This window comes from Pseudomonas vancouverensis (genome assembly GCF_004348895.1).
Classification (GTDB): Bacteria; Pseudomonadota; Gammaproteobacteria; order Pseudomonadales; family Pseudomonadaceae; genus Aquipseudomonas; species Aquipseudomonas vancouverensis.
The window spans coordinates 111,381-130,846 of sequence record NZ_RRZK01000029.1 but is presented as its reverse complement, the minus strand read 5'-3'; the positions used below and the strand labels follow the sequence as shown (position 1 = coordinate 130,846).

The following is a 19,466-nucleotide window of genomic DNA, read 5'->3' as shown; positions in this document are numbered from 1 at the left end:
CAGGCGCCAACGCCTGCAGGAGAAGGTGAAGGCTCACAAGCCAGGCCCCGTTCATCCAGGTGAACGGGGCTTTTGTATGTAAAAAAGAATGCTTCTCGACAACGCCACGGCATAATGCGCGCCGTGATGAACAATTTCGAACGAACAAGGCGAGCGACGTGTTGAAGAAAACCCTGTTCCAGTTGCACTGGTTTTTCGGCATCAGCGCAGGATTGATCCTGGCCCTGATGGGCATCACCGGGGCGACCGTGTCGTTTCAGGATGAAATCCTGAGTGCGCTCAACCCTTCCGTGCTGCAAGTCGAAAAACAGGTGGCCGGGGTGTTGCCGCCTGCCGAGCTTGTGGAAAAATTCGAAGGCGCGTCGGGCAAGAAAGTCTCGATGCTCACCGTGGAAACCGACAGCGGCAGCGCGGGCAAGGTGTGGTTCACCCCGCCGCCGGGTGAACGACGCGGCGAGATGCGTTACTTCGACCCTTACACCGCCGAGTTCCTGGGCGACGCCACCGGGCAGGATTTTTTCGGCTTCATGCTGCAACTGCACCGCTTCCTCGCCATGGGTGACAGCGGCCGGCAGATCACTGGCGCGTGCACACTGATCCTGGTGTTCTTCTGCCTCTCCGGCCTCTATCTGCGCTGGCCACGCCAGTGGAAAAGCTGGCGCGCCTGGCTGACCCTGGACTGGAAAAAGAAAGGCCGCAGCTTCAACTGGGACCTGCACTCGGTGGCCGGTACCTGGTGCCTGGTGTTCTACCTCTTGGCGGCGCTGACCGGCCTGTCCTGGTCCTACGAGTGGTACAACAAGGGCCTGACCCGCTTGCTCTCCGACGCCCCGCAGAACGAGCGTGTGCGCAACGGACGCGGCCCCGCGCCAGAAGGCCCGGCACCGACGGCCGATTACGCGGCGATGTGGAGCAGCATCTACAGCGCTGCCGGCCCACTGCTCAGTTCCTACAACATCCGCATGCCGCCCGTGGCCGGGCAGCCGGCGACCGTCTATTACCTGCTGAAAAACTCGCCCCACGAGCGCGCACTGAACCAGATCACCCTCGACCCGGCCACCGGCGTGGTCAAACGGGTGGACCGCTACAGTGACAAGAGCTTCAAGGCGCAATTACTGACCAGCATCTATGCCCTGCACGTCGGCAGTTACTTCGGCATCGTCGGGCGCATCATCCTGACCCTCAGCGCATTGACCATGCCGTTGTTCTTCGTCACCGGCTGGTTGCTGTACCTGGACCGGCGCCGCAAGAAACGTCAGATCAAGGATGCCCGCAAAGGCCTTGAGCAACCGGGCAGCGATGCGCCGGCGTGGCTGATCGGTTTTGCCAGCCAGAGTGGATTTGCCGAGCAACTGGCCTGGCAGACCGCCGGTCAATTGCAGGCTGCCGGTTTGCCGGTGAAGGTGCAGCCATTGGCGGATGTCAGTGAGCAGGACTTGCGCCAATCGAACAAGGCGCTGTTTGTGGTCAGCACCTTCGGCGACGGCGAAGCGCCGGACAGTGCCCGGGGCTTCGAACGCAAGATCCTCGGCCGCGCAGCGAGCCTGGAAAGCCTGAATTACGCCATCCTTGGCCTCGGCGACCGTCAGTACCAGCACTTCTGCGGCTTCGCCAAGCGCCTGCACAGCTGGTTGGGTGAGCATGGCGGCAAGACCCTGTTTGCGCCGGTGGAAGTCGACAGCGGCGATCCTTACGCCCTGCGCCACTGGCAACAGCAATTGGGCCTGCTGACCGGGCAGGCACCGGTGGACACCTGGCAGGCGCCGAGCTACGAAAACTGGACCTTGCAGAGTCGTGAATTGCTCAACCCCGACAGCAGCGGTTCGCCCGTGTATTTGCTGGGCCTCAAGCCACCGTCCGCACGCAGCTGGCTGGCGGGCGACCTGGTGGAAGTGCTGCCACGCAATTGCCCGTGGGCCATCGAGCATTTCCTTGACGGCCTGGGCATTCACGGCGAAACCAAAGTGCAGCTCAACGGTATCGAAGAAACCCTTGAGCAGGCCCTGGCCACCCGTCAGTTGCCGGAAAACCGTACCCATCTGGTCGGCCTGCATGCGCAAGCGCTGGTCGATGCCCTGGTGCCGCTGGCCATGCGCGAGTACTCCATCGCCTCGATTCCGGCCGATGGCGTACTGGAACTGATCGTGCGTCAGGAAGTGCATGCCGATGGCAACCTCGGCGTCGGCTCCGGCTGGTTGACCGAACACGTAGCGGTGGGCGGCGCGATCAGCCTGCGGGTGCGCCGTAACAGCGGTTTCCATCTGCCGGCAGAACCGGTGCCGATGATTTTGCTGGGTAACGGTACGGGATTGGCCGGGCTGCGCAGTCTGCTCAAGGCGCGGATTGCCGATAACCAGCAACGGCACTGGCTGCTGTTTGGCGAGCGCAATCGTGAACACGATTTCCTCTGCCGGACGGAACTGGAAGAGTGGTTGATCAACGGCGATCTGGCACGACTGGACCTGGCGTTCTCGCGGGATCAGGCACAGAAGATCTACGTTCAGGATCGCCTGCGCGAGTCGGCAGCCGAGCTGAAAAAGTGGCTCGCGGACGGTGCGGTGATCTACATCTGCGGCAGCCTGCAGGGTATGGCCTCGGGTGTGGACCAGGTGCTGAATGAGGTGCTGGGTGTGGACGAAGTGGAGCGCCTGATTGAGTCGGGACGTTATCGTCGGGATGTTTATTGATAAGGCATGAGATCGCTGCAGCCCACTAGGAAAGGCGCAAATCGAGGGACGCCTGAAGGCGCTTTCCGAATCCATAGTCGACACAATCTCTCAGGTCGATGTGTGACGCAGCACAACCCGCTCGGCCCCCTCTCCCTTTGGGAGAGGGCTGGGGTGAGGGCATCAATTTCAAACCAGCCCCGAATCCTCAACTAACCTTGATCATTCATCCCCTTCACACGGACGTGAAGCATGCCCGACCGCCCCTCTCTCCAACTACGCGATTTCGCCCGTCATCTGCGCACCCACCAGACCGACTGCGAGCACCTGCTCTGGCAACGCTTGCGTGCCCGGCAAATCGCCGAGCTGAAATTCCGTCGACAGTTTCCCTGCCCGCCTTATGTGCTGGATTTTTACTGCGTGGAGCTGCAACTGGCGATTGAGCTGGATGGGGGACAGCACTATGAAATCGCGGGGCAAATTCATGATCGACGCAGGACAAATTTCTTGCGGGAGAAAGGAATAGAGGTGCTGCGGTTTAGCAATCTTGAGGTGATTGAGCAAATGGAAGACGTGTTGGAGCAGATTATCAGAGTTGCCAAGGCACTGAGATTGCGAAGCTGATCCGAAATCGCCACCCTCACCCTAGCCCTCTCCCAAAGGGAGAGGGAACTGATCGTGTAACTAATCCGAAACCGCTCCCCTCACCCTCTCCCAAAGGGAGAGGGAACTGATCGCGTAGCCGATCTGAGAGGTATTGGACTGAGACATCGAGCCGAACCGGGGACTTGAACAGCACGAAAATCGGCTCCCTTTCCCCCTCTCCCCTCTGGGGAGAGGGCTGGGGTGAGGGGTAATCTTTGAAGCAAAAACCTAAACCGGCTCCAACCGCTGCTCAAACACACTCACCCCATCCAGATCGCGCAACACCACGCTCAACGCCCCGCTTTGCCCATCGATATTTACTTCGCCAAAAAACTGAAACCCGGCAAAGGGCGACGTGTTCTGTACCGCTGGCGCCTTTTCGAAAATCACCTGCGGACCAAAAGTCTTGTCCAGTGGGTTCGGTCCGAAACTGCCAGCATTCAGCGGCCCGGCAACAAACTCCCAGAATGGCTCGAATTCCTGAAACGCCGCACGATCGGGATGGTAGTGATGGGCGGCACAGTAGTGCACATCCGCGGTGAGGAACAGGAAGTTGCGCACCTGCTGCGCGCGCAGAAAACCCAGCAACTCAGCAATCTCCAGCTCGCGCCCCTGCGCCGGACCGGGATCACCGTTGGCAACCGCCTCCCAGCGCGCAACGCCGGGGCTGACTTCTCCGTCAGGGACGCCGAGGCCGATGGGCATGTCGGCGGCGATCACTTTCCATTGCGCCGTCGACGCCTGCATTTCACGCTTGAGCCAATCCAGTTGTTCGCGCCCGAGAAAGGGCTTCATCTCACCCAGGTTGTCATCGTTGGCCCCACGATAACTGCGCATGTCGAGCACAAACACATCCAGCATTGGCCCGTAGGCGAGCTTGCGATAGATGCGCCTGCCCTCCTCGGCACTCTGCAGTCGCATCGGCGCATTCTCCAGCCAGGCCTGACGCGCACGGTCCACCAGGCTGTGGATATCCTTGTCCTGATAACGCCCATCCAGTTGCTTGCCGGGCGACCAGTTGTTCACCACCTCGTGATCGTCCCACTGCCATATCTGCGGGACCTCGGCATTGAAGCGGCGAATGTTTTCGTCCATCAGGTTGTAACGGTAATTACCGCGATACTCATCGAGGGTCTGCGCGACTTTGCTCTTGGCCTCGGTGGTGACGTTGCGCCACACCCGGCCACCCTCGGTGATCAGTTGTGGCGGCACCGGGTTGTCGGCATAAATGGTGTCGCCACTGTGGATAAAAAAGTCTGGCAAACGCCGACGCATGGCTTCGTAGATGCGCATGCCGCCGATGTCCGGGTTGATGCCGAAACCCTGGCCGACCGTGTCACCGCTCCAGACAAAGCGAATGTCGCGACGCGCCTGCGGCACGCTGCGCAAGTGACCGAACCAGGGCTCGCTGGCAACGCCACTTTGAGCATCTTCGAATTGCACACGGTAGAAAATCGCCTGGTCGGCGGGCAGCCCGCTGAGTTCGACCCGGGCGGTAAAATCAGTGCGGGCGTCGGCCAGTGGCGAGACAAATCGCCGGGGCTGGGTGAACAGACTGCGGGTATCCCATTCAACCACCATGCGCGCGGGGCGGTCACAACGGCTCCAGATGATCGCGCGGTCACCCAGCAGATCGCCGGACTGCACACCGTCGGTGAGTTGTGGACGATCCTTGACTGAGGCGATGACCGCTGGCGCCAGGCCCGGCAGCAGCAATCCGGCGCCTACTGCCTGGATGACACGACGGCGACCGAGGTCGAATTCGCTCATGGTGTTCTCCCTGAAATGGAAAACTAAAACATGACCCTGTGACCCGGGGATGACACCGACCCTCTGCTCGCGATAATGGCACTCAATTCAACATTTACGTCGACAGATGCGCCGCCATCGCGAGCAAGCTCGCTCCCACAAGGTCGGGTGTCAGGCGCTGGCGGGCGCGATGGTCAGCTCCACCGCTTCCGGCCGCTTGACCAGCGCATAAGCCACCGCGGTCAGCAGACTCCCCGCGACAATCGCCAGCAGATACAACAACGCATGGTTGATCGCATTCGGAATCGCCAGCACAAACAAGCCACCGTGCGGCGCCATCAACTTGCAACCGAAATACATCGACAAGGCACCGGTCAGCGCACCGCCGGCAATGCTCGCCGGGATCACCCGCAACGGGTCTTTCGCCGCAAAGGGAATCGCCCCTTCAGAAATAAAGCACAAGCCCAGCACCAGCGCGGCCTTGCCCGCTTCCCGCTCGGTCTGGGCGAACTTGCGGCGGGCAATGAAGGTGGCGATGCCCAGGCCAATCGGCGGCACCATGCCAGCGGCCATGGTCGCAGCCATCGGTGCGTAACTCTGCGATGCCAGCAACCCGACCGAGAAGGCATACGCGGCCTTGTTGATCGGCCCGCCGAGGTCGACACACATCATGCCGCCCAGCAGTACGCCGAGCAGGATCGCGTTGGTGGTGCCCATGCTGTCGAGGAAATGCGTCAGCCCGGCAAGCATCCCCGCCACCGGTTTACCGACCACGTAGATCATCACCAACCCGGTGAACAGACTCGCCAGCAGCGGGATGATCAGGATCGGTTTCAGCGCTTCCAGGCTTTGCGGCAATCGCGCATAACGGTTGATCGCCTTGGCCGCATAACCGGCGAGAAAACCGGCGATGATCCCGCCGATGAATCCGGCGCCCAGGGTACTGGCCAGCAAGCCGCCGATCATGCCCGGCGCAAGGCCCGGACGGTCGGCAATCGAATACGCAATGTAGCCGGCCAGCAAGGGCACCATCAGCTTGAACGCGGTATCGCCGCCGATCTGCATCAGCGCGGCCGCCAGCGTGCCCTCTTCCTTGAACGCGGTGATGCCGAACACAAAGGACAGGGCAATCATCAGACCGCCCGCCACCACCATCGGCAGCATGAACGACACGCCGGTCAGCAGGTGTTTGTAGACGCCGGTCTTTTCCTGTCGGGCCGGCGTAATGGCGCCGGTTGCAGCGTTTTCCAGTTGGCCTTCGGCCAGGGCTTTTTTCAGCGTGGCTTCGGCTTGCTTGAGGGCGATGCCGGTGCCGCAGCGATAAATCTTCTTGCCGGCAAAACGCTCGGTGGCGACTTCGATATCGGCCGCGAGCAGCACTACATCGGCGTCGGCAATCGCTTGGGCATTTAATGGATTGCGAGCGCCGACCGAGCCCTGGGTTTCCACTTGCAGATCGTAGCCCAGCCGCGTGGCTGCCTGCTGCAAGGCTTCGGCGGCCATGAAGGTGTGCGCTACACCGGTCGGGCAAGCGGTAACGGCGACCAGTCGCGGAGCGTTTTGTACATCCGCAGCGGGCTCGGTAACGGCTTCCTGGGCGACATGCACCTGCGCCTCTTGCGCCCCACGCCGCAACACCGCTTCAACGTCTTGCAGGGCCTGGGCCGGCGTGCTGCGGAACACTCGCTTGCCGACAAACCGGGACATATCCACCGGAGCGCTGGTGACCAGCAATACCCACTCTGCCGCTTCGAGGGTGGCGGCAGAAAGCTGTTTTTCCGGGTGCGCGGCATCGCTGATTTCGACACTGGTGCTCCAGCCCTGACGCTGGGCGGCGGCATCGAGCAAACGCGCGCACAAGACGCTGGTGACCATGCCGCTCGGGCATGCCGTAACGATGGCTAACTTCATGACAAACCCTCTTATTGTTCTGTCAGGGGACGCACGCGTACGCCCTGTTTGAGCTGTGCCAGTTGCGCAGCATCGCCGATGCCGAAACCGATCTGGGTCACCGCCATTGCGGCAATCGCCGTCGCCGTGCGCAGGGAGTGTTCTGGCGTATGGGCGCTGAGCAGACCGTGCAGCATCCCCGCCAGCAATGAATCACCCGCGCCTACAGTGCTGGCGACGCTGACCTTGGGCGGCGTGGCATGCAAAGCTGCGCCAACGCTGAACCAGTTCACGCCCTCGGCGCCGTGGGAAATCACCACATGCTCGATGCCCTGGGCGTGCAAGCGCTCCGCGGCTTCTGCCTGAGCCGCCACGCTCAGCACGTCACAGCCCAGCACCTCGGCCAACTCTTCGGTGTTGGGTTTGATCAACCAGGGACCGGCCTTGAGCGCGGCACGCAGTGCCTCACCGCTGGTGTCCAGGGCTACGTTCAGCCCCAGGTGTTTCAAGCGCTCGATCAGCGCCTGCAACCACTGCGCACTGACACCCAACGGCAAGCTGCCGGCAACGACCACCGCGTCATGCCCTGGGGCAATCTGCTCGAGCCGATCCATCAAGGCTTGCTGCGCCGCCTCACTGACCTGCGGTCCAGGACCGTTGATGTCGGTGATGCGCCCGTCGCTTTCCGCAAGTTTCAGGTTGCTGCGGGTCTCGCCAGGGACACGAATGAAGGCATCGACAAAACCGCGTCGGGCGAACAGGGTTTCGAACGCTTGCAGGTTGTCTTCACCGAGAAAACCACTGACGGTCAACTGATGCCCGAGATCGGCCAGCACCTGTGCCACATTCACGCCCTTGCCAGCCGCGTGGGTGTGCATGGCGTCGCTGCGGTTGACCTGACCGGCCTCCAGGCGCGGCAACTGCACGGTGAGGTCCAGCGCCGGGTTGAGGGTCAGGGTGAGAATCCGGGCCATTACAGGGCCTCCACTAATGCGCGCACTTCATCGGCGCTGCCGACGGCCAGGGCCTGTCGGGCAAGGGTTTGAGTCTGGGTGAAGCTGAGTTCACGAACACGCGCCTTGACTTCGGCGATGCTGCGTCCGCCGACACTGAGCTCATCCACACCGAGGCCGACCAGCACCGGCACGGCCAGCGGATCGGCGGCCAGCTCACCGCACACGCCAACCCATTTGCCATGGGCGTGGGCCGCACGCACGGTGATGTCGATCAGTTGCAGCACGGCTGGGTGCAGGCCATCAGCCTGCGCCGACAGCGTAGGGTGACCACGGTCGATGGCCAGGGTGTATTGCGTCAGGTCGTTGGTGCCGACGCTGAAAAAGTCCACTTCTTTGGCCAGCACCGGCGCCAGCAACGCCGCCGACGGCACTTCGATCATGATCCCCAGTTGCAGGTCGGCAACCGGGATTTCCTCGCGCAGGCGTTCGGTCATGTCGCGGGCCTGGCGCCACTCGTCAACGCTGCCGACCATCGGGAACATGATGCGCAGTGGCCGATTGTCGGCGGCCCGCAGCAGGGCGCGCAGTTGCGCTTGCATGATCTGCGGACGCTGCAGGGTCAGACGAATGCCGCGCACACCGAGGAACGGGTTTTCTTCCTTGGCGATCGGCCAGTACGGCAGCGGTTTGTCGCCACCGACATCGAGGGTGCGCACCACCAGCGGCCGCCCGGCCAGGCCATCGAGCACGCGACGGTATTCGGTTTCCTGGGTTGCTTCATCAGGGGCTTGCGGGTGGGCCATGAAAATCAGTTCGGTGCGCAGCAAGCCGATGCCTTCGGCCCCCTGTTCCACCGCCACCGACACACCGGCGCTTTCACCGAGGTTGGCAAACACTTCAACGGCGTGACCGTCGCGGGTCAATGCCGGTTGATGGCGTTGTTCGGCCGCGGCCTTCAGGCGCTGTTCGCGGGTGTCGCGTTCTTCAGCGGCACGCTGCAAGGTGGTCGCGTCAGCGTCCACGTGCAGACGACCGCGCTGGCCATCAAGCAGCAACGGGGTGCCCGGTGCCAGCAGCAAAACGCCTGGGCCGGCACCGACCAAGGCCGGAATTCCCAAAGCCCGGGCGACAATCGCGCTATGCGCTGTGGCACCACCGCTCGCCGTGAGAATCCCGGCGACTCGAGCAGGGTCGAGTCGCGCCACATCGGATGGGCCAACTTCGTCCATCACCAGAATGTACGGCTGAGCCGGTTCGCTCGGCGTCTCAATGCCACAGAGTTGCGCCAACACACGACGACCAATGTCACGCAAATCAGCCGCGCGTTCGGCGAGCAAGGCATCCTGTAGAGCCTCCTGTTGCCTGGCCGCGGCTTCGATCACCGCCATCCACGCTGCCTCCGCGCTTTCGCCCTGCTTGAGGCGCGTGTCGACCTCATCGGTCAGCTCCGGGTCGTCGAGCATTTCCTGATGGGTGATGAAAATCTCGCGAATGGCCTTCGCCTGGCTGCGCTCGATCAAGCCTTGAATGTCCTGACGCACCTGCGCCAGCGCTTGCTGCAGACGTTCGCGCTCGACGGCGGCAGACTCGCCGCGCAGGGGATAGTCGATGGCTTGCAGCACTTGAATATGTGCCGGGCCGATGGCGATTCCCGGTGCCGCGGCAATCGCCTGGACCAGGCTGCCGGAAGCCGGCGCCAGCACCACCGGTTCAATCTCGGCAACCGCCTCACGCGGCTGATTGACTGGCGGCAGCGCTTCGACCTCTTCGCCCAGACCGGCTTCGATCGCTGCCAGCAACGCGGGCAAGGCATCGGCGGCAATGCTCGGTTCCGCGATCAACTCCAGCACCTGGCCGCGACGGGCGCCGAGGCTGAGCAGTTTGCTCAGACTTTTCGCCGACACGGCACTGTCCTGCCCATCGACGATACGAATGCGGATTTCACCTTCGAAACTCTTTGCCAGTTGCGCGAGGATTTTCGCCGGACGGGCATGCAAGCCATGGGCATTGGCCAGGGCAATACGTGCACTCGGCCAGTCCGCCGGCAATTCGCCACCCAGGGCTTCCAACACCTGACGACGCGTCGTCGCGCGGCCCAATTCGCCACCGCGTCCCTCGATCAGCAATGCGCACAAGCGTTCGAGCAACGCCTGATGGGCCTCACCGAGGCTGGCCAGACAAAACAGACCATTCAACGGTTGGCCGAGATAGCGCAGCGGCTTGTCCGGCGTGACGAACGCCAGGCCAGGACGCCTCACGGTTTGCTCGCTGTGCAGCCACCATAGACCGTCGCCCAGCGGTAGCGCTTCAACCTGTTGCAACACGGCGGAAAAACCGTTGCTCACGCAGTCAGCCTGGCGCAGCAGACGAGCTCCGCGCCAGACCAGTTCTTCAAAATCTTCAGCCGGCACACCGAGGCCGATCATCTGCGCATCCAGCGCCAACTCTTGCGGCGCACCCTGCAACAATTTCAGCAGCGCTTCAGCGGAGCCGGCGCGACGCAGCGCCTGCCCCAGATCCGTCTCGCCGAGGGCGCGGGTCAGCAGTTGCAAGAGGCGCAGGTGTTCGTCGGACTTGGCGGCAATGCCGATCGCCAGATAGACGATCTGGCCGTCGCCCCAGTCCACCCCTTCGGGAAACTGCATCAGGCGCACACCCGTGGTGAATACCTGGTCGCGGGTTTGCGGCGTGCCGTGGGGAATGGCAATCCCCTGGCCGAGAAAGGTCGAGCCCTGGGCTTCCCGTGCCTGTAATCCGGCCAGATAACCTTCGGCAACCAGGCCATCGTCGACCAGATGCCGGGCCAGCAACTGCAACGCGGCGGATTTATCCACAGCCGACTGGCCCATGGAAATCTGCTCTACAGTGAGCTCGAGCATGCTTTCTCCTTTTTGGCGCCGTGGCGGCGCCAGGTATTGTTTTGAATGAATCAGCTTAGGCGTTTGGTCATCTCTTTTGGCGGTTTCACGGCAGAACCACCAACGTCGCCTATCACGTAGAAAATACGCTTGCTGAATCGTTTAATCTAGAGTGAATGGCACGTTACTCGATAATGCTCCATCCTTGAAGTCCAACCGGTCGGATGCGTTACGACAATGGTCGCCTGCCTTAATCGGGTAGGATTGACGAAAATGTCGAGGCTAGCTCGAAAAAACAAGGAAACAGCGGGTTGAAACTCAGTGATATTGCCCAGTTGGCCGGTGTGTCCGTCACCACCGCCAGCTACGTCATCAACGGCAAGGCCGAACAGCAGCGCATCAGCAGCGCCACCGTCGAACGCGTGCGCGCGGTTGTTGAACAGCACGGCTTTACGCCTAACCCACAAGCTGCCGGACTGCGCAGTCGGCACACCCGCACATTGGGCTTCATTCTGCCGGATCTGGAAAACCCCAGTTATGCGCGAATTGCCAAGTTGCTGGAGCAAGGTGCACGGGCCCGCGGCTACCAGTTGCTGATCGCCAGTTCCGACGATGCACCGGACAGCGAACGGCAACTGCTGCAACTGTTCCGCGCCCGGCGCTGCGATGCGCTGATCGTTGCCAGTTGCCTGCCAAGCGGTGACGACAGTTACCTGCAGTTGCAAGCCAAGGGTATTCCGATCATCGCCATCGACCGGGTCATGGACCCGGGGCATTTCTGCTCGGTGATCAGCGATGACCGCGAAGCCAGCCTGCACCTGACTCGCAGCTTGCTCGAACCGCTGCCGAAACAGATCGCCCTGATCGGCGCCCGGCCGGAGTTGAGCATCAGCCAGGAACGCACCGCCGGTTTCAAAGAGGCGCTGACCGGGTTCACCGGTGAAGTGCTGATCGAGCAAGGCGAAGCCTTCAGCCGTGAATGCGGCAAGCAGTTGATGGAAGAGTTGCTGCAGCGCCTGGGCCATTTGCCTGATGCACTGCTGACCACGTCCTACGTGCTGTTGCAGGGGGTGTTCGATGCCTTGCATGATTTCCCCCTGAAAAACCGTCCTTTACGCCTCGGCACCTTCGGCGACACGCAGTTGCTGGACTTCCTGCCTTTGCCGGTCAACGCCATGGCACAACAACACCAACTGATTGCCGACAAGGCACTGGCACTGGCGCTGGCCGCCATCGAACAATCCGACTACCAACCGGGCGTGCAAGCCATCGCGCGGACGTTCAAGCAGCGTATCCATCAGGATTGAGTCGTGGAACTGATCGATACCCACACCCATCTGGATTTTCCGGACTTCGACGCCGACCGGCAGGCGTTGATGGCTGCCAGTCGCGCCGGCGGCGTGCGGCGGATGGTGGTGCTGGGGGTTTATCAGGCCAATTGGCAACGGGTCTGGGAGTTGGTGCAGAGTGATCCCGACCTTCACGCGGCGTTCGGGCTGCATCCGGTGTACCTGGATGATCATCGCCCGGAACACCTGATTGAACTGGGCGAGTGGCTGACTCGGCTGGCCGGCCATCGCCAGCTGTGCGCGGTGGGCGAAATCGGCCTGGATTACTTCATCGAAAGCCTGGATCGCGAGCGCCAGCAGACGTTGTTCGAGTCGCAGCTACAGCTCGCGGCGGACTTCAATCTGCCGGCGTTGATCCATGTTCGTCGCAGTCACGCGGCGGTGATCGCCACCCTCAAACGCTTTCGCCTGAAACGTGCAGGCATCATCCACGCCTTCGCCGGCAGCCAGGAAGAAGCCCGGGAGTACATCAAGCTGGGCTTCAAACTCGGCCTGGGTGGCGCCGCGACCTGGCCGCAGGCCTTGCGCATGCACCGGGTCCTGGCGCAATTGCCGCTGGAGTCGGTGGTGCTGGAAACCGACTCACCGGACATGGCGCCCGCCATGTTTGCCGGCCAACGCAACAGCCCGGCGCACTTGCCGGCGATCTGCGAGGCACTGGCCGGGATCATGGCGGTCAGCCCCGAACAATTGGCTGGCGCCAGCACCGCCAACGCCTGTGAGCTGTTTAACTGGTAATTGGCGGATTTTCGCAAGTAAGTGCAATAGAACAAAATCTGAAACCGCACCCTTTACAAAAAACTAAGGCGCCGAATATTTCATCCATATTTCTGAGCTCACGGATGGATCGGGTAACAAAGATAAATCAAACGTAAATCTAGCATAAACACGCGCCCGTTTATTCGCCCCTATCCACCCACCGACCGCATATGGGTACCATTTGTCATCTGATCGGAGATTATCTGGTGAGTCGTTCCCCCACCACTGAAGTGAATCAAAACTAAAATGCAAATTTGATTTATGCCCCATTCCACCAAATTTATTCAGGATCTTATAACTGGTGCTATAACAGTAAAATAACCCCCCATTATTAGCCCACCAGTACTTATAAGTTACATAGCCAAAAATGGCTCCTTCCCAGCCTACTACCAACATTCCCTCTTCCACCTTCGCGCCTTTTGTTAACTTCTCAAGCTCCTCATCCGAAATCAAATTGATAGTTGAAACATCCTCTAAAAGCTCGGAATTCGATAGAATCTTATCTTTGCTTTTCATATCTGACTCCAGTTTTTTTTACTTCATGGTGACCTCTAAAACCATTAAATCTTGATTGATGGCACTTTTAACCTGTAAAAAATAACAGTCCCGACGAATGGTTTACGAAGGTACCATTGCTTTTTTGGCGGTTAGATTTCTTTGGACACAGATGGATCGGGTGGCCAGCATGACCGTTAGGGAAATATCATGACAGCGAGAAGGCTCGCTACAAGTTACCCCGCAGAATCGAGGATTCTCCGCAGGTCAAAAAACACTAGTTGTCATTCGATATGAGCCTTGGCGGCCTCAAGAATTAGCGTCATGTGCTGACGTTGACGGGCCAATCGAAGAGCGATGAAGTAAACGAAAATCGCCCCCAGCGAGAAGTTCAGTTGCTCTAGGACGCTGATCAGACCCATCCACTCCAGCACCAACGCCACCAACAGCGCCGTACAAATCATGATCAACAGACTTGCCTTCAACAGGGCCAATGAGTCGAGGGACTTGAAGCGCTTGATCTGTTTCGGATCATTCAACCGCAAGGTTTTCTGGCAATAGGTGCAGGTAAAGGGTTCGTTGATGGCAATGGCGTTCAGTTGCCAAGGCTTGAGTAACAGCGTGCGCTGGCAATGGGCGCAGTGTCCCTGGATGCCTGTCGTTGCAGCGGACATGACCGGACCTCCCTCCATGTTGTCAGTGATGCGGATCTTCCACCATTGAAGACCAAAAATCAGGGCGTAAAGAAAAACAGGCGGATGCCTACTCCGAAAGGGAAAATGTATTACAGAAAATTCAGCAATATCCTCTACTGGAGGCTCGCCAGATGCGGGAGCGAGCCTGCTAGCCCCCGTATTCCAAGGTGCCCGGTTAAACCCGGAATGCGCTGATCAATTGCTTCAACTCCACCACCTGAACCGTCAAGGCACGGCTGGCGTCCTCAGTCTGATGCGCGCCTTCGGCGGTGCGCTCGCCGGCGCGATTGATCTCGACGATGTTTTGATCGATGTCGTGGGCTACGGCGGTTTGCTGCTCGACCGCTGCGGCAATCTGTTGGTTCTGGTCAACGATCATGCCCACCGCACCGAGGATGTTTTCCAGCGCCCGCTGGACTTTTTCCGACTGCCCCACCGTGCCGTTGGCCATTTCATGGCTGGTGCCCATGGCCTTGACCGCCGCACCGACACCGCTGTGCAGCTTGGCAATCATCTGTTCGATCTCTTCGGTCGATTGCTGGGTGCGCTTGGCCAGCGTCCGCACTTCATCCGCCACCACTGCAAACCCGCGGCCCTGCTCACCGGCCCGCGCCGCCTCAATCGCGGCGTTGAGGGCCAGCAGGTTGGTTTGCTCGGCAATACTCTTGATCACTTCAAGCACACGGCTGATGGCCTGGCTGTCGCTGGCCAGTTGATTGATCACCAGCACCGACTGATCGATCTCGCTGGCCAGGGCCGCAATGCTGCCCTGCTGGGATTCCACCAGTCCGCGACCACTGATGGTTTCCTGATTGACGCTGTGGGCGCTGCTGACCGCCGCCGCCGCGCTGCGCGCAACTTCCTGGGAGGTCGCCGACATCTGGTTCATCGCAGTGGCCACTTGTTCGATCTGCGTGCGCTGACCGGCAACCGCCTGGTTGCTCTGCGCCGAAACGTTTTCGACTTGCCCGGCCTGACGCTCGACTTCGCTGACGGTGTGGCCAACACGCTCGATCAAATCATGGATCTTCTTCACGGTGCCGTTGAACACCTCGCCCAACTCACCCAGTTCATCCTGACTGTGTGCACTGAAGGTCACGGTCATGTCGCCGGCCGCGACTTTGTCCATGACTCCGCCCAGGCGTTTGAGTGTGGTGCGGGTCGAGGCATAGAAGCCGCCATAGAGATAGAAAATCAGCACGAACACCACCGACAACGCCACGGCCTGGAGGATCATGTGCGTGCGGTTCTGCTCCAGCCGTTCCTGCAATTGCGGTCCGAGAAACTTCAGCGTCGCGTCATTGAGCTGATAGGTCCGGTCCATCAGGTCGCTGACCTGATCGTAAAAGCTCTGCCACGGCGTATCGAGGGTGTCGGCCATGACCACCTTCTCTTCGAACAACTCGCTGGTTTTCTTCAAAGAGGCTCGACTGCTTTCAGCCTGGGTAGACAATGCATCGTGCGCCGCTTTGCTGGAGCCCAGGGCATCCTGCAACTTCATGCCATATTCGGCCTGGAGCTTCTCGATTTGCGCCAGCAGATCATCGAAACGGTTACTCGATGCCGAATTGATAAAGCCCTGTCCCAGCGAATAGGAACCCATGGCCCGTCCTTCACCTAGAAGCTGGGTGACGCGCGGGGTGACCAGGGTCACCAGTTCACTCAATTGACGAATATCGCCCTGATTGTCACGGCTGAGGCCTGCCTGGCCGCTGATGAGCTGGCTGAACAGCTGGGCATTCCCCACCAGCTTGCCGATCAGTGCACTTTTGCTTTGCAGGGATTTTTCCGTTTGCTGGGCCTTGAAGGCGGCGATCATTTCATCGCGCTTGCCATCGAACACCGCGATTTGCGCGGGATCGACGGTCATCGCCTCGAGCCCTTGCAGGCGCGCAAGAATACTTTGTTCGAGATGGCTGATTTTCGACTCGACGTCACCGGCCTTGCCGGACTGACCGAGGGTGACGTTGATCTGCACCAGGTTGTTCAGGGTTTCCAGGTCGCGACGCAAGGTCAGGCTTTGGCTCAGCAGATCGAGGCTTTGCAGTTCGACCCGGGTGGCCTGGAACTCGCGGTAGGAGTCGCGTACCAGATAGAAGTTGGTTACCAGCATGGGTACCAGGAACAGTACGCTGATCAGGCTGAACTTCATGCCGAAGCTCAGGCGGTTCATCAGCGCGACAGCGGGATAGAGCAAGCTCTTCACTGGAGGACTCCCTTCAATTTTTTATTTTTTTTATTGGCAGGCGCAGACCGACAGCAGATAGCCACTATGCGGCGCTATCCCTGTATAACTGAAATCGGCAGAAGGTTTTGTAACTTAAGGTTAACGGCGAACAATCGCAGCCTGCGAAGGAAGGCGAACCCGGCGGGCGCCGGTGCAGGCTGCGATTTTCAACGATCTTTCAGGGTAAAACCGTCCACAGGGCAAAACCGGCGTACCAGAGCACGGCCGCCCGCAATAACAACTCCCAGATTCGGTCGAGGTTGTTGATCCCTTCAGGCCCCGCCACCGGTGCCGGGATCTCGCCCGCGACCAGACCTACTTTTTCGATCAATTGCGCGGCGCTGATGTTCCAGTTCAGCAACTCGTGCAACATCACCCGACTGACCGCGACAAAATTGCCCACCAGGGCCAGGCTTGCAGCGAGCAGGCGCACAGGCACCCAATCGAAGGCATGGCGCAGTTGCCCGGCGCGCTCGATCACCGCCGGGTTTTTCCCGTGCTCTTCGGCCAGCGCCAGCAGGCGATAGGCCAACGCCGCCACCGGACCCAGCAGGAAGTACCAGAAAATCACCGCGAAGAAGCTTTGATAGGCCTCCCACAGCAAATGCCCTTCGACCCGTTCCAGCAACTGTTCGCCACTGTCGGCGCAAATATCCAGGTCGCGCTTGGCAACATGGGCCGCCGCCTGCAAATCCTCCCGACGCCAGGCATCGCGGAACGGGCCGAGGCCCGCCAGCAAGTCGCCACGACCCAGGCTGTAGATCACCACCAGCAAATGCACAGGCAGCGCAAGCAAGCCATAAGCCACCGGTTCGAGTACCAGCAATATCAGCCCCAACAACGCTATCGGCAGCAGGACCACGATTGCCAACACGAGCCACGGGCGGCTCGACAATCGCGCGCTGCCCTCAAGTTTGTTCAGCTCGCGTATCCAGCCTGCGTCACGCTGAACCCGATGGCGCAGGGCCGAGAACTTCTCGATCCATACGGCCAACAGCAACACCAGAAAACTCATTGTCCTTCCTCTTGTGCCAGGTCGGCACGAAAGCGTGCCCAATCGAACGCCGGCCCCGGATCGGTTTTACGCCCCGGCGCTATGTCGCTGTGCCCGCAGATCCGCTGGGGGGTGATGGCTGGAAAAGCGCTTTGCAGCTGTCGGGTCAGGGCGGTCAGCGCATGGTACTGCGCATCCGTGAAGGGCAGATCATCGGTGCCTTCAAGCTCGATGCCCACGGAAAAATCGTTACAGGTTTCCCGCCCCTCAAAATTCGAAACCCCGGCGTGCCAGGCCCGCTCCAGACAGGAAACAAACTGCGTGACGCGGCCGTCGCGCTCAATCAGAAAGTGCGCCGAAACGCGCAAGTCGGCAATTCCGGCAAAATAGGGATGCTCAGTGACGTCCAGGCGATTCTGGAAAAACGCCTGCACCTTGCGGGTGGCAAACTGCGCCGGAGGCAGGCTGATGTTGTGGATCACCAGCAGGGATACTTCGTCCGTGGGGCGCGCATTGAAGTTGGGAGAGGGACACAACTCCACGTCCTGACACCAACCGCTCGCGGGGTCCAACTGCATACCGGTTCCTTCAACGTCGACTGTGTTGGCACCAGTATGCCGTGTTAGACCCTTGGCGCGCGATCACTTGCCGCGCCCGATGACCGGAAAGAATCGACCAAATGCATGCAACAGTGCCGTGGGAATGCGTGTGATGCCTTGGGTTGCCCGGCACCATACCCCTATAATCGGGCCACTTTGTTTGTGGAGTCCGTTATGCCGAATCTACGTCTCGCCGACCTGACCGCCGAAATTGAAGCCAACGTGCGCCGTGCGTTGCTTGAAGACGTTGGCAGCGGCGACATCACCGCACAGCTGATCCCGGCCGAACGCCTGGCCAAAGCCACCATCATCACCCGCGATGCCGCCGTCATTTGCGGCACCGCTTGGGTTGATGCCGTGTTTCGGCAGCTGGACCCACGTGTCGCGGTGCATTGGCAGGTCGCCGATGGCGAACGGGTGACACCGAACCAGATCCTGTTTCACCTCGAAGGTCCGGCGCGCTCATTGCTGACGGGCGAGCGCAGTGCACTCAACTTCCTGCAATTGTTGTCCGGCGTGGCGACCCGCGCACAGTCTCTGGCGGACTTTGTGGCCGAAACCCAGGTAAAGCTGCTTGATACCCGCAAAACCTTGCCGGGGCTGCGCCTGGCGCAGAAATACGCGGTGACCTGCGGCGGCTGCCACAACCATCGAATCGGCTTGTACGACGCGTTCCTGATCAAGGAAAACCACATTGCCGCCAGCGGCGGTATTGCGCAGGCCATTATCGCCGCGCACAAGATCGCCCCGGGCAAGCCGGTGGAGATTGAAGTGGAAAGCCTGGATGAACTGAAAGAGGCACTGGCGGCCGGCGCCGACATCATCATGCTCGACGAACTGAGCCTGGATGACATGCGCGAAGCCGTGCGCCTGAACGCCGGCAAGGCGAAGCTGGAGGCCAGCGGCGGGATCAACGAAAGCACCTTGCTGCCGATTGCGCAGACCGGGGTGGATTACATCTCGATTGGTGCGATGACCAAGGATGTGAAGGCGGTGGACCTGTCGATGCGCTTGAGTCTCTGAATCAAGCGTTCAATCAAAAACGCCAGCCCTTTCGAGGCTGGCGTTTTTGTTTCAGACCACCAGATTATTCATCTCGCAGTACTCTTCCCAATCGACACCCAGTACTTCAGCCGCCTCCTTGTGCAGCTCCAGGCGCTTGGCCTCGAACTCTTCAGGGGTGCTGGTGTACTTGAGCGTCAGTTCCCACGGCTGCAATCCCTGGGCTTCGGCTTCGTCTTCGAACGCCCACTGGATCTGATCATTCTGTTCATCGGGACTCAGATCCTTGATCTCGTCCATCAGCTCGGGCGCGTCGAGTTTGTACTTCTCCAGCGCTTGTTCGTGGCGCTGTTCCTGGGTCAATTCAGTCATGGCGTTCTCGTTGATCGGGGGAATGGAAGATGGATCTGGATCATCAAGGATCTCTCTGACGCAGAAAAACCGCGTTCAACCCGGTTTATCTGGCCTTCAGAACCATTCGGGATCATCTGAAAACAGGGTGTCACTGGTGCCCGAGACAGGAATCGAACCTGCGACCTTCGCGTTACGAGTGCGCTGCTCTACCGGCTGAGCTACACGGGC

15 protein-coding genes and 1 tRNA gene are annotated in these 19,466 nt (G+C 60.3%); 5 read left to right on the top strand and 11 right to left on the bottom strand.

Annotation, left to right across the window (positions count from 1 at the left end):
• Positions 1-158 precede the first annotated feature (158 nt).
• Both EIY72_RS21095 and EIY72_RS21090 read left to right on the top strand, forming a co-directional pair.
• The gene (locus tag EIY72_RS21095; RefSeq protein ID WP_093226774.1) at positions 159-2,687 is read left to right on the top strand and encodes a PepSY domain-containing protein; all 2,529 of its coding nucleotides are present in this window, start codon (positions 159-161) and stop codon (positions 2,685-2,687) included.
• Positions 2,688-2,918: 231 nt separating this feature from the next.
• Positions 2,919-3,290, top strand: coding sequence for an endonuclease domain-containing protein (locus EIY72_RS21090; RefSeq protein WP_093226775.1), 372 nt, complete (start codon positions 2,919-2,921; stop codon positions 3,288-3,290).
• A 249-nt stretch (positions 3,291-3,539) separates the two neighbouring features.
• Here EIY72_RS21090 and EIY72_RS21085 read toward each other — a convergent pair whose 3' ends face one another.
• The 4 genes from EIY72_RS21085 to ptsP all read right to left on the bottom strand — a co-directional run bounded on the left by EIY72_RS21085 (position 3,540) and on the right by ptsP (position 10,785).
• On the bottom strand, positions 3,540-5,081 hold the full coding sequence (locus tag EIY72_RS21085) for an alkaline phosphatase D family protein (protein WP_093226776.1): 1,542 nt from the start codon (positions 5,079-5,081) through the stop codon (positions 3,540-3,542).
• Between the two features lie 150 nt (positions 5,082-5,231).
• The gene (locus EIY72_RS21080) at positions 5,232-6,971 is read right to left on the bottom strand and encodes a PTS fructose-like transporter subunit IIB (RefSeq protein ID WP_093226777.1); all 1,740 of its coding nucleotides are present in this window, start codon (positions 6,969-6,971) and stop codon (positions 5,232-5,234) included.
• Positions 6,972-6,982: 11 nt separating this feature from the next.
• Positions 6,983-7,924 carry a 1-phosphofructokinase gene (gene pfkB, locus EIY72_RS21075; protein ID WP_093226778.1) on the bottom strand — a complete coding sequence of 314 codons (942 nt, stop codon included), beginning with the start codon at positions 7,922-7,924 and terminating at the stop codon, positions 6,983-6,985.
• A complete protein-coding gene (gene ptsP / locus EIY72_RS21070; protein ID WP_093226779.1) occupies positions 7,924-10,785 on the bottom strand; it encodes a phosphoenolpyruvate--protein phosphotransferase in 2,862 nt (953 codons plus the stop codon). Before ptsP ends, pfkB begins: the two co-directional genes overlap by 1 nt.
• Before the next feature lie 290 nt (positions 10,786-11,075).
• Between ptsP and cra the strand changes: the two genes are divergently transcribed.
• Both cra and EIY72_RS21060 read left to right on the top strand, forming a co-directional pair.
• Entirely contained in the window at positions 11,076-12,071 is a 996-nt protein-coding gene (gene cra / locus EIY72_RS21065) for a catabolite repressor/activator (protein ID WP_093226780.1), read from the top strand.
• A 3-nt stretch (positions 12,072-12,074) separates the two neighbouring features.
• Entirely contained in the window at positions 12,075-12,851 is a 777-nt protein-coding gene (locus tag EIY72_RS21060) for a TatD family hydrolase (RefSeq protein WP_093226781.1), read from the top strand.
• 63 nt (positions 12,852-12,914) lie between these two features.
• Here EIY72_RS21060 and EIY72_RS21055 read toward each other — a convergent pair whose 3' ends face one another.
• The 5 genes from EIY72_RS21055 to ampD form a co-directional block, all read right to left on the bottom strand.
• A complete protein-coding gene (locus EIY72_RS21055; protein ID WP_170290047.1) occupies positions 12,915-13,388 on the bottom strand; it encodes a hypothetical protein in 474 nt (157 codons plus the stop codon).
• A 263-nt stretch (positions 13,389-13,651) separates the two neighbouring features.
• Positions 13,652-14,041 carry a hypothetical protein gene (locus tag EIY72_RS21050; RefSeq protein ID WP_093226782.1) on the bottom strand — a complete coding sequence of 130 codons (390 nt, stop codon included), beginning with the start codon at positions 14,039-14,041 and terminating at the stop codon, positions 13,652-13,654.
• Between the two features lie 196 nt (positions 14,042-14,237).
• Positions 14,238-14,942 carry a methyl-accepting chemotaxis protein gene (locus EIY72_RS30395; RefSeq protein WP_425048631.1) on the bottom strand — a complete coding sequence of 235 codons (705 nt, stop codon included), beginning with the start codon at positions 14,940-14,942 and terminating at the stop codon, positions 14,238-14,240.
• Between the two features lie 1,525 nt (positions 14,943-16,467).
• A complete protein-coding gene (gene ampE, locus EIY72_RS21040) occupies positions 16,468-17,304 on the bottom strand; it encodes a regulatory signaling modulator protein AmpE (protein WP_093226784.1) in 837 nt (278 codons plus the stop codon).
• Complete coding sequence (gene ampD / locus EIY72_RS21035) at positions 17,301-17,861, bottom strand: 1,6-anhydro-N-acetylmuramyl-L-alanine amidase AmpD (protein WP_093226785.1); 561 nt, start codon at positions 17,859-17,861, stop codon at positions 17,301-17,303. Before ampD ends, ampE begins: the two co-directional genes overlap by 4 nt.
• Before the next feature lie 195 nt (positions 17,862-18,056).
• On the opposite strand from ampD, the gene nadC reads away from it, so the two are divergent.
• The gene (gene nadC / locus EIY72_RS21030) at positions 18,057-18,905 is read left to right on the top strand and encodes a carboxylating nicotinate-nucleotide diphosphorylase (RefSeq protein ID WP_093226786.1); all 849 of its coding nucleotides are present in this window, start codon (positions 18,057-18,059) and stop codon (positions 18,903-18,905) included.
• A 51-nt stretch (positions 18,906-18,956) separates the two neighbouring features.
• Here the strand turns inward: nadC and EIY72_RS21025 are convergent, their stop codons facing one another.
• Positions 18,957-19,256 carry a DUF6388 family protein gene (locus EIY72_RS21025; RefSeq protein ID WP_093226787.1) on the bottom strand — a complete coding sequence of 100 codons (300 nt, stop codon included), beginning with the start codon at positions 19,254-19,256 and terminating at the stop codon, positions 18,957-18,959.
• A gap of 134 nt (positions 19,257-19,390) precedes the next feature.
• Positions 19,391-19,466, bottom strand: a tRNA-Thr gene (locus tag EIY72_RS21020).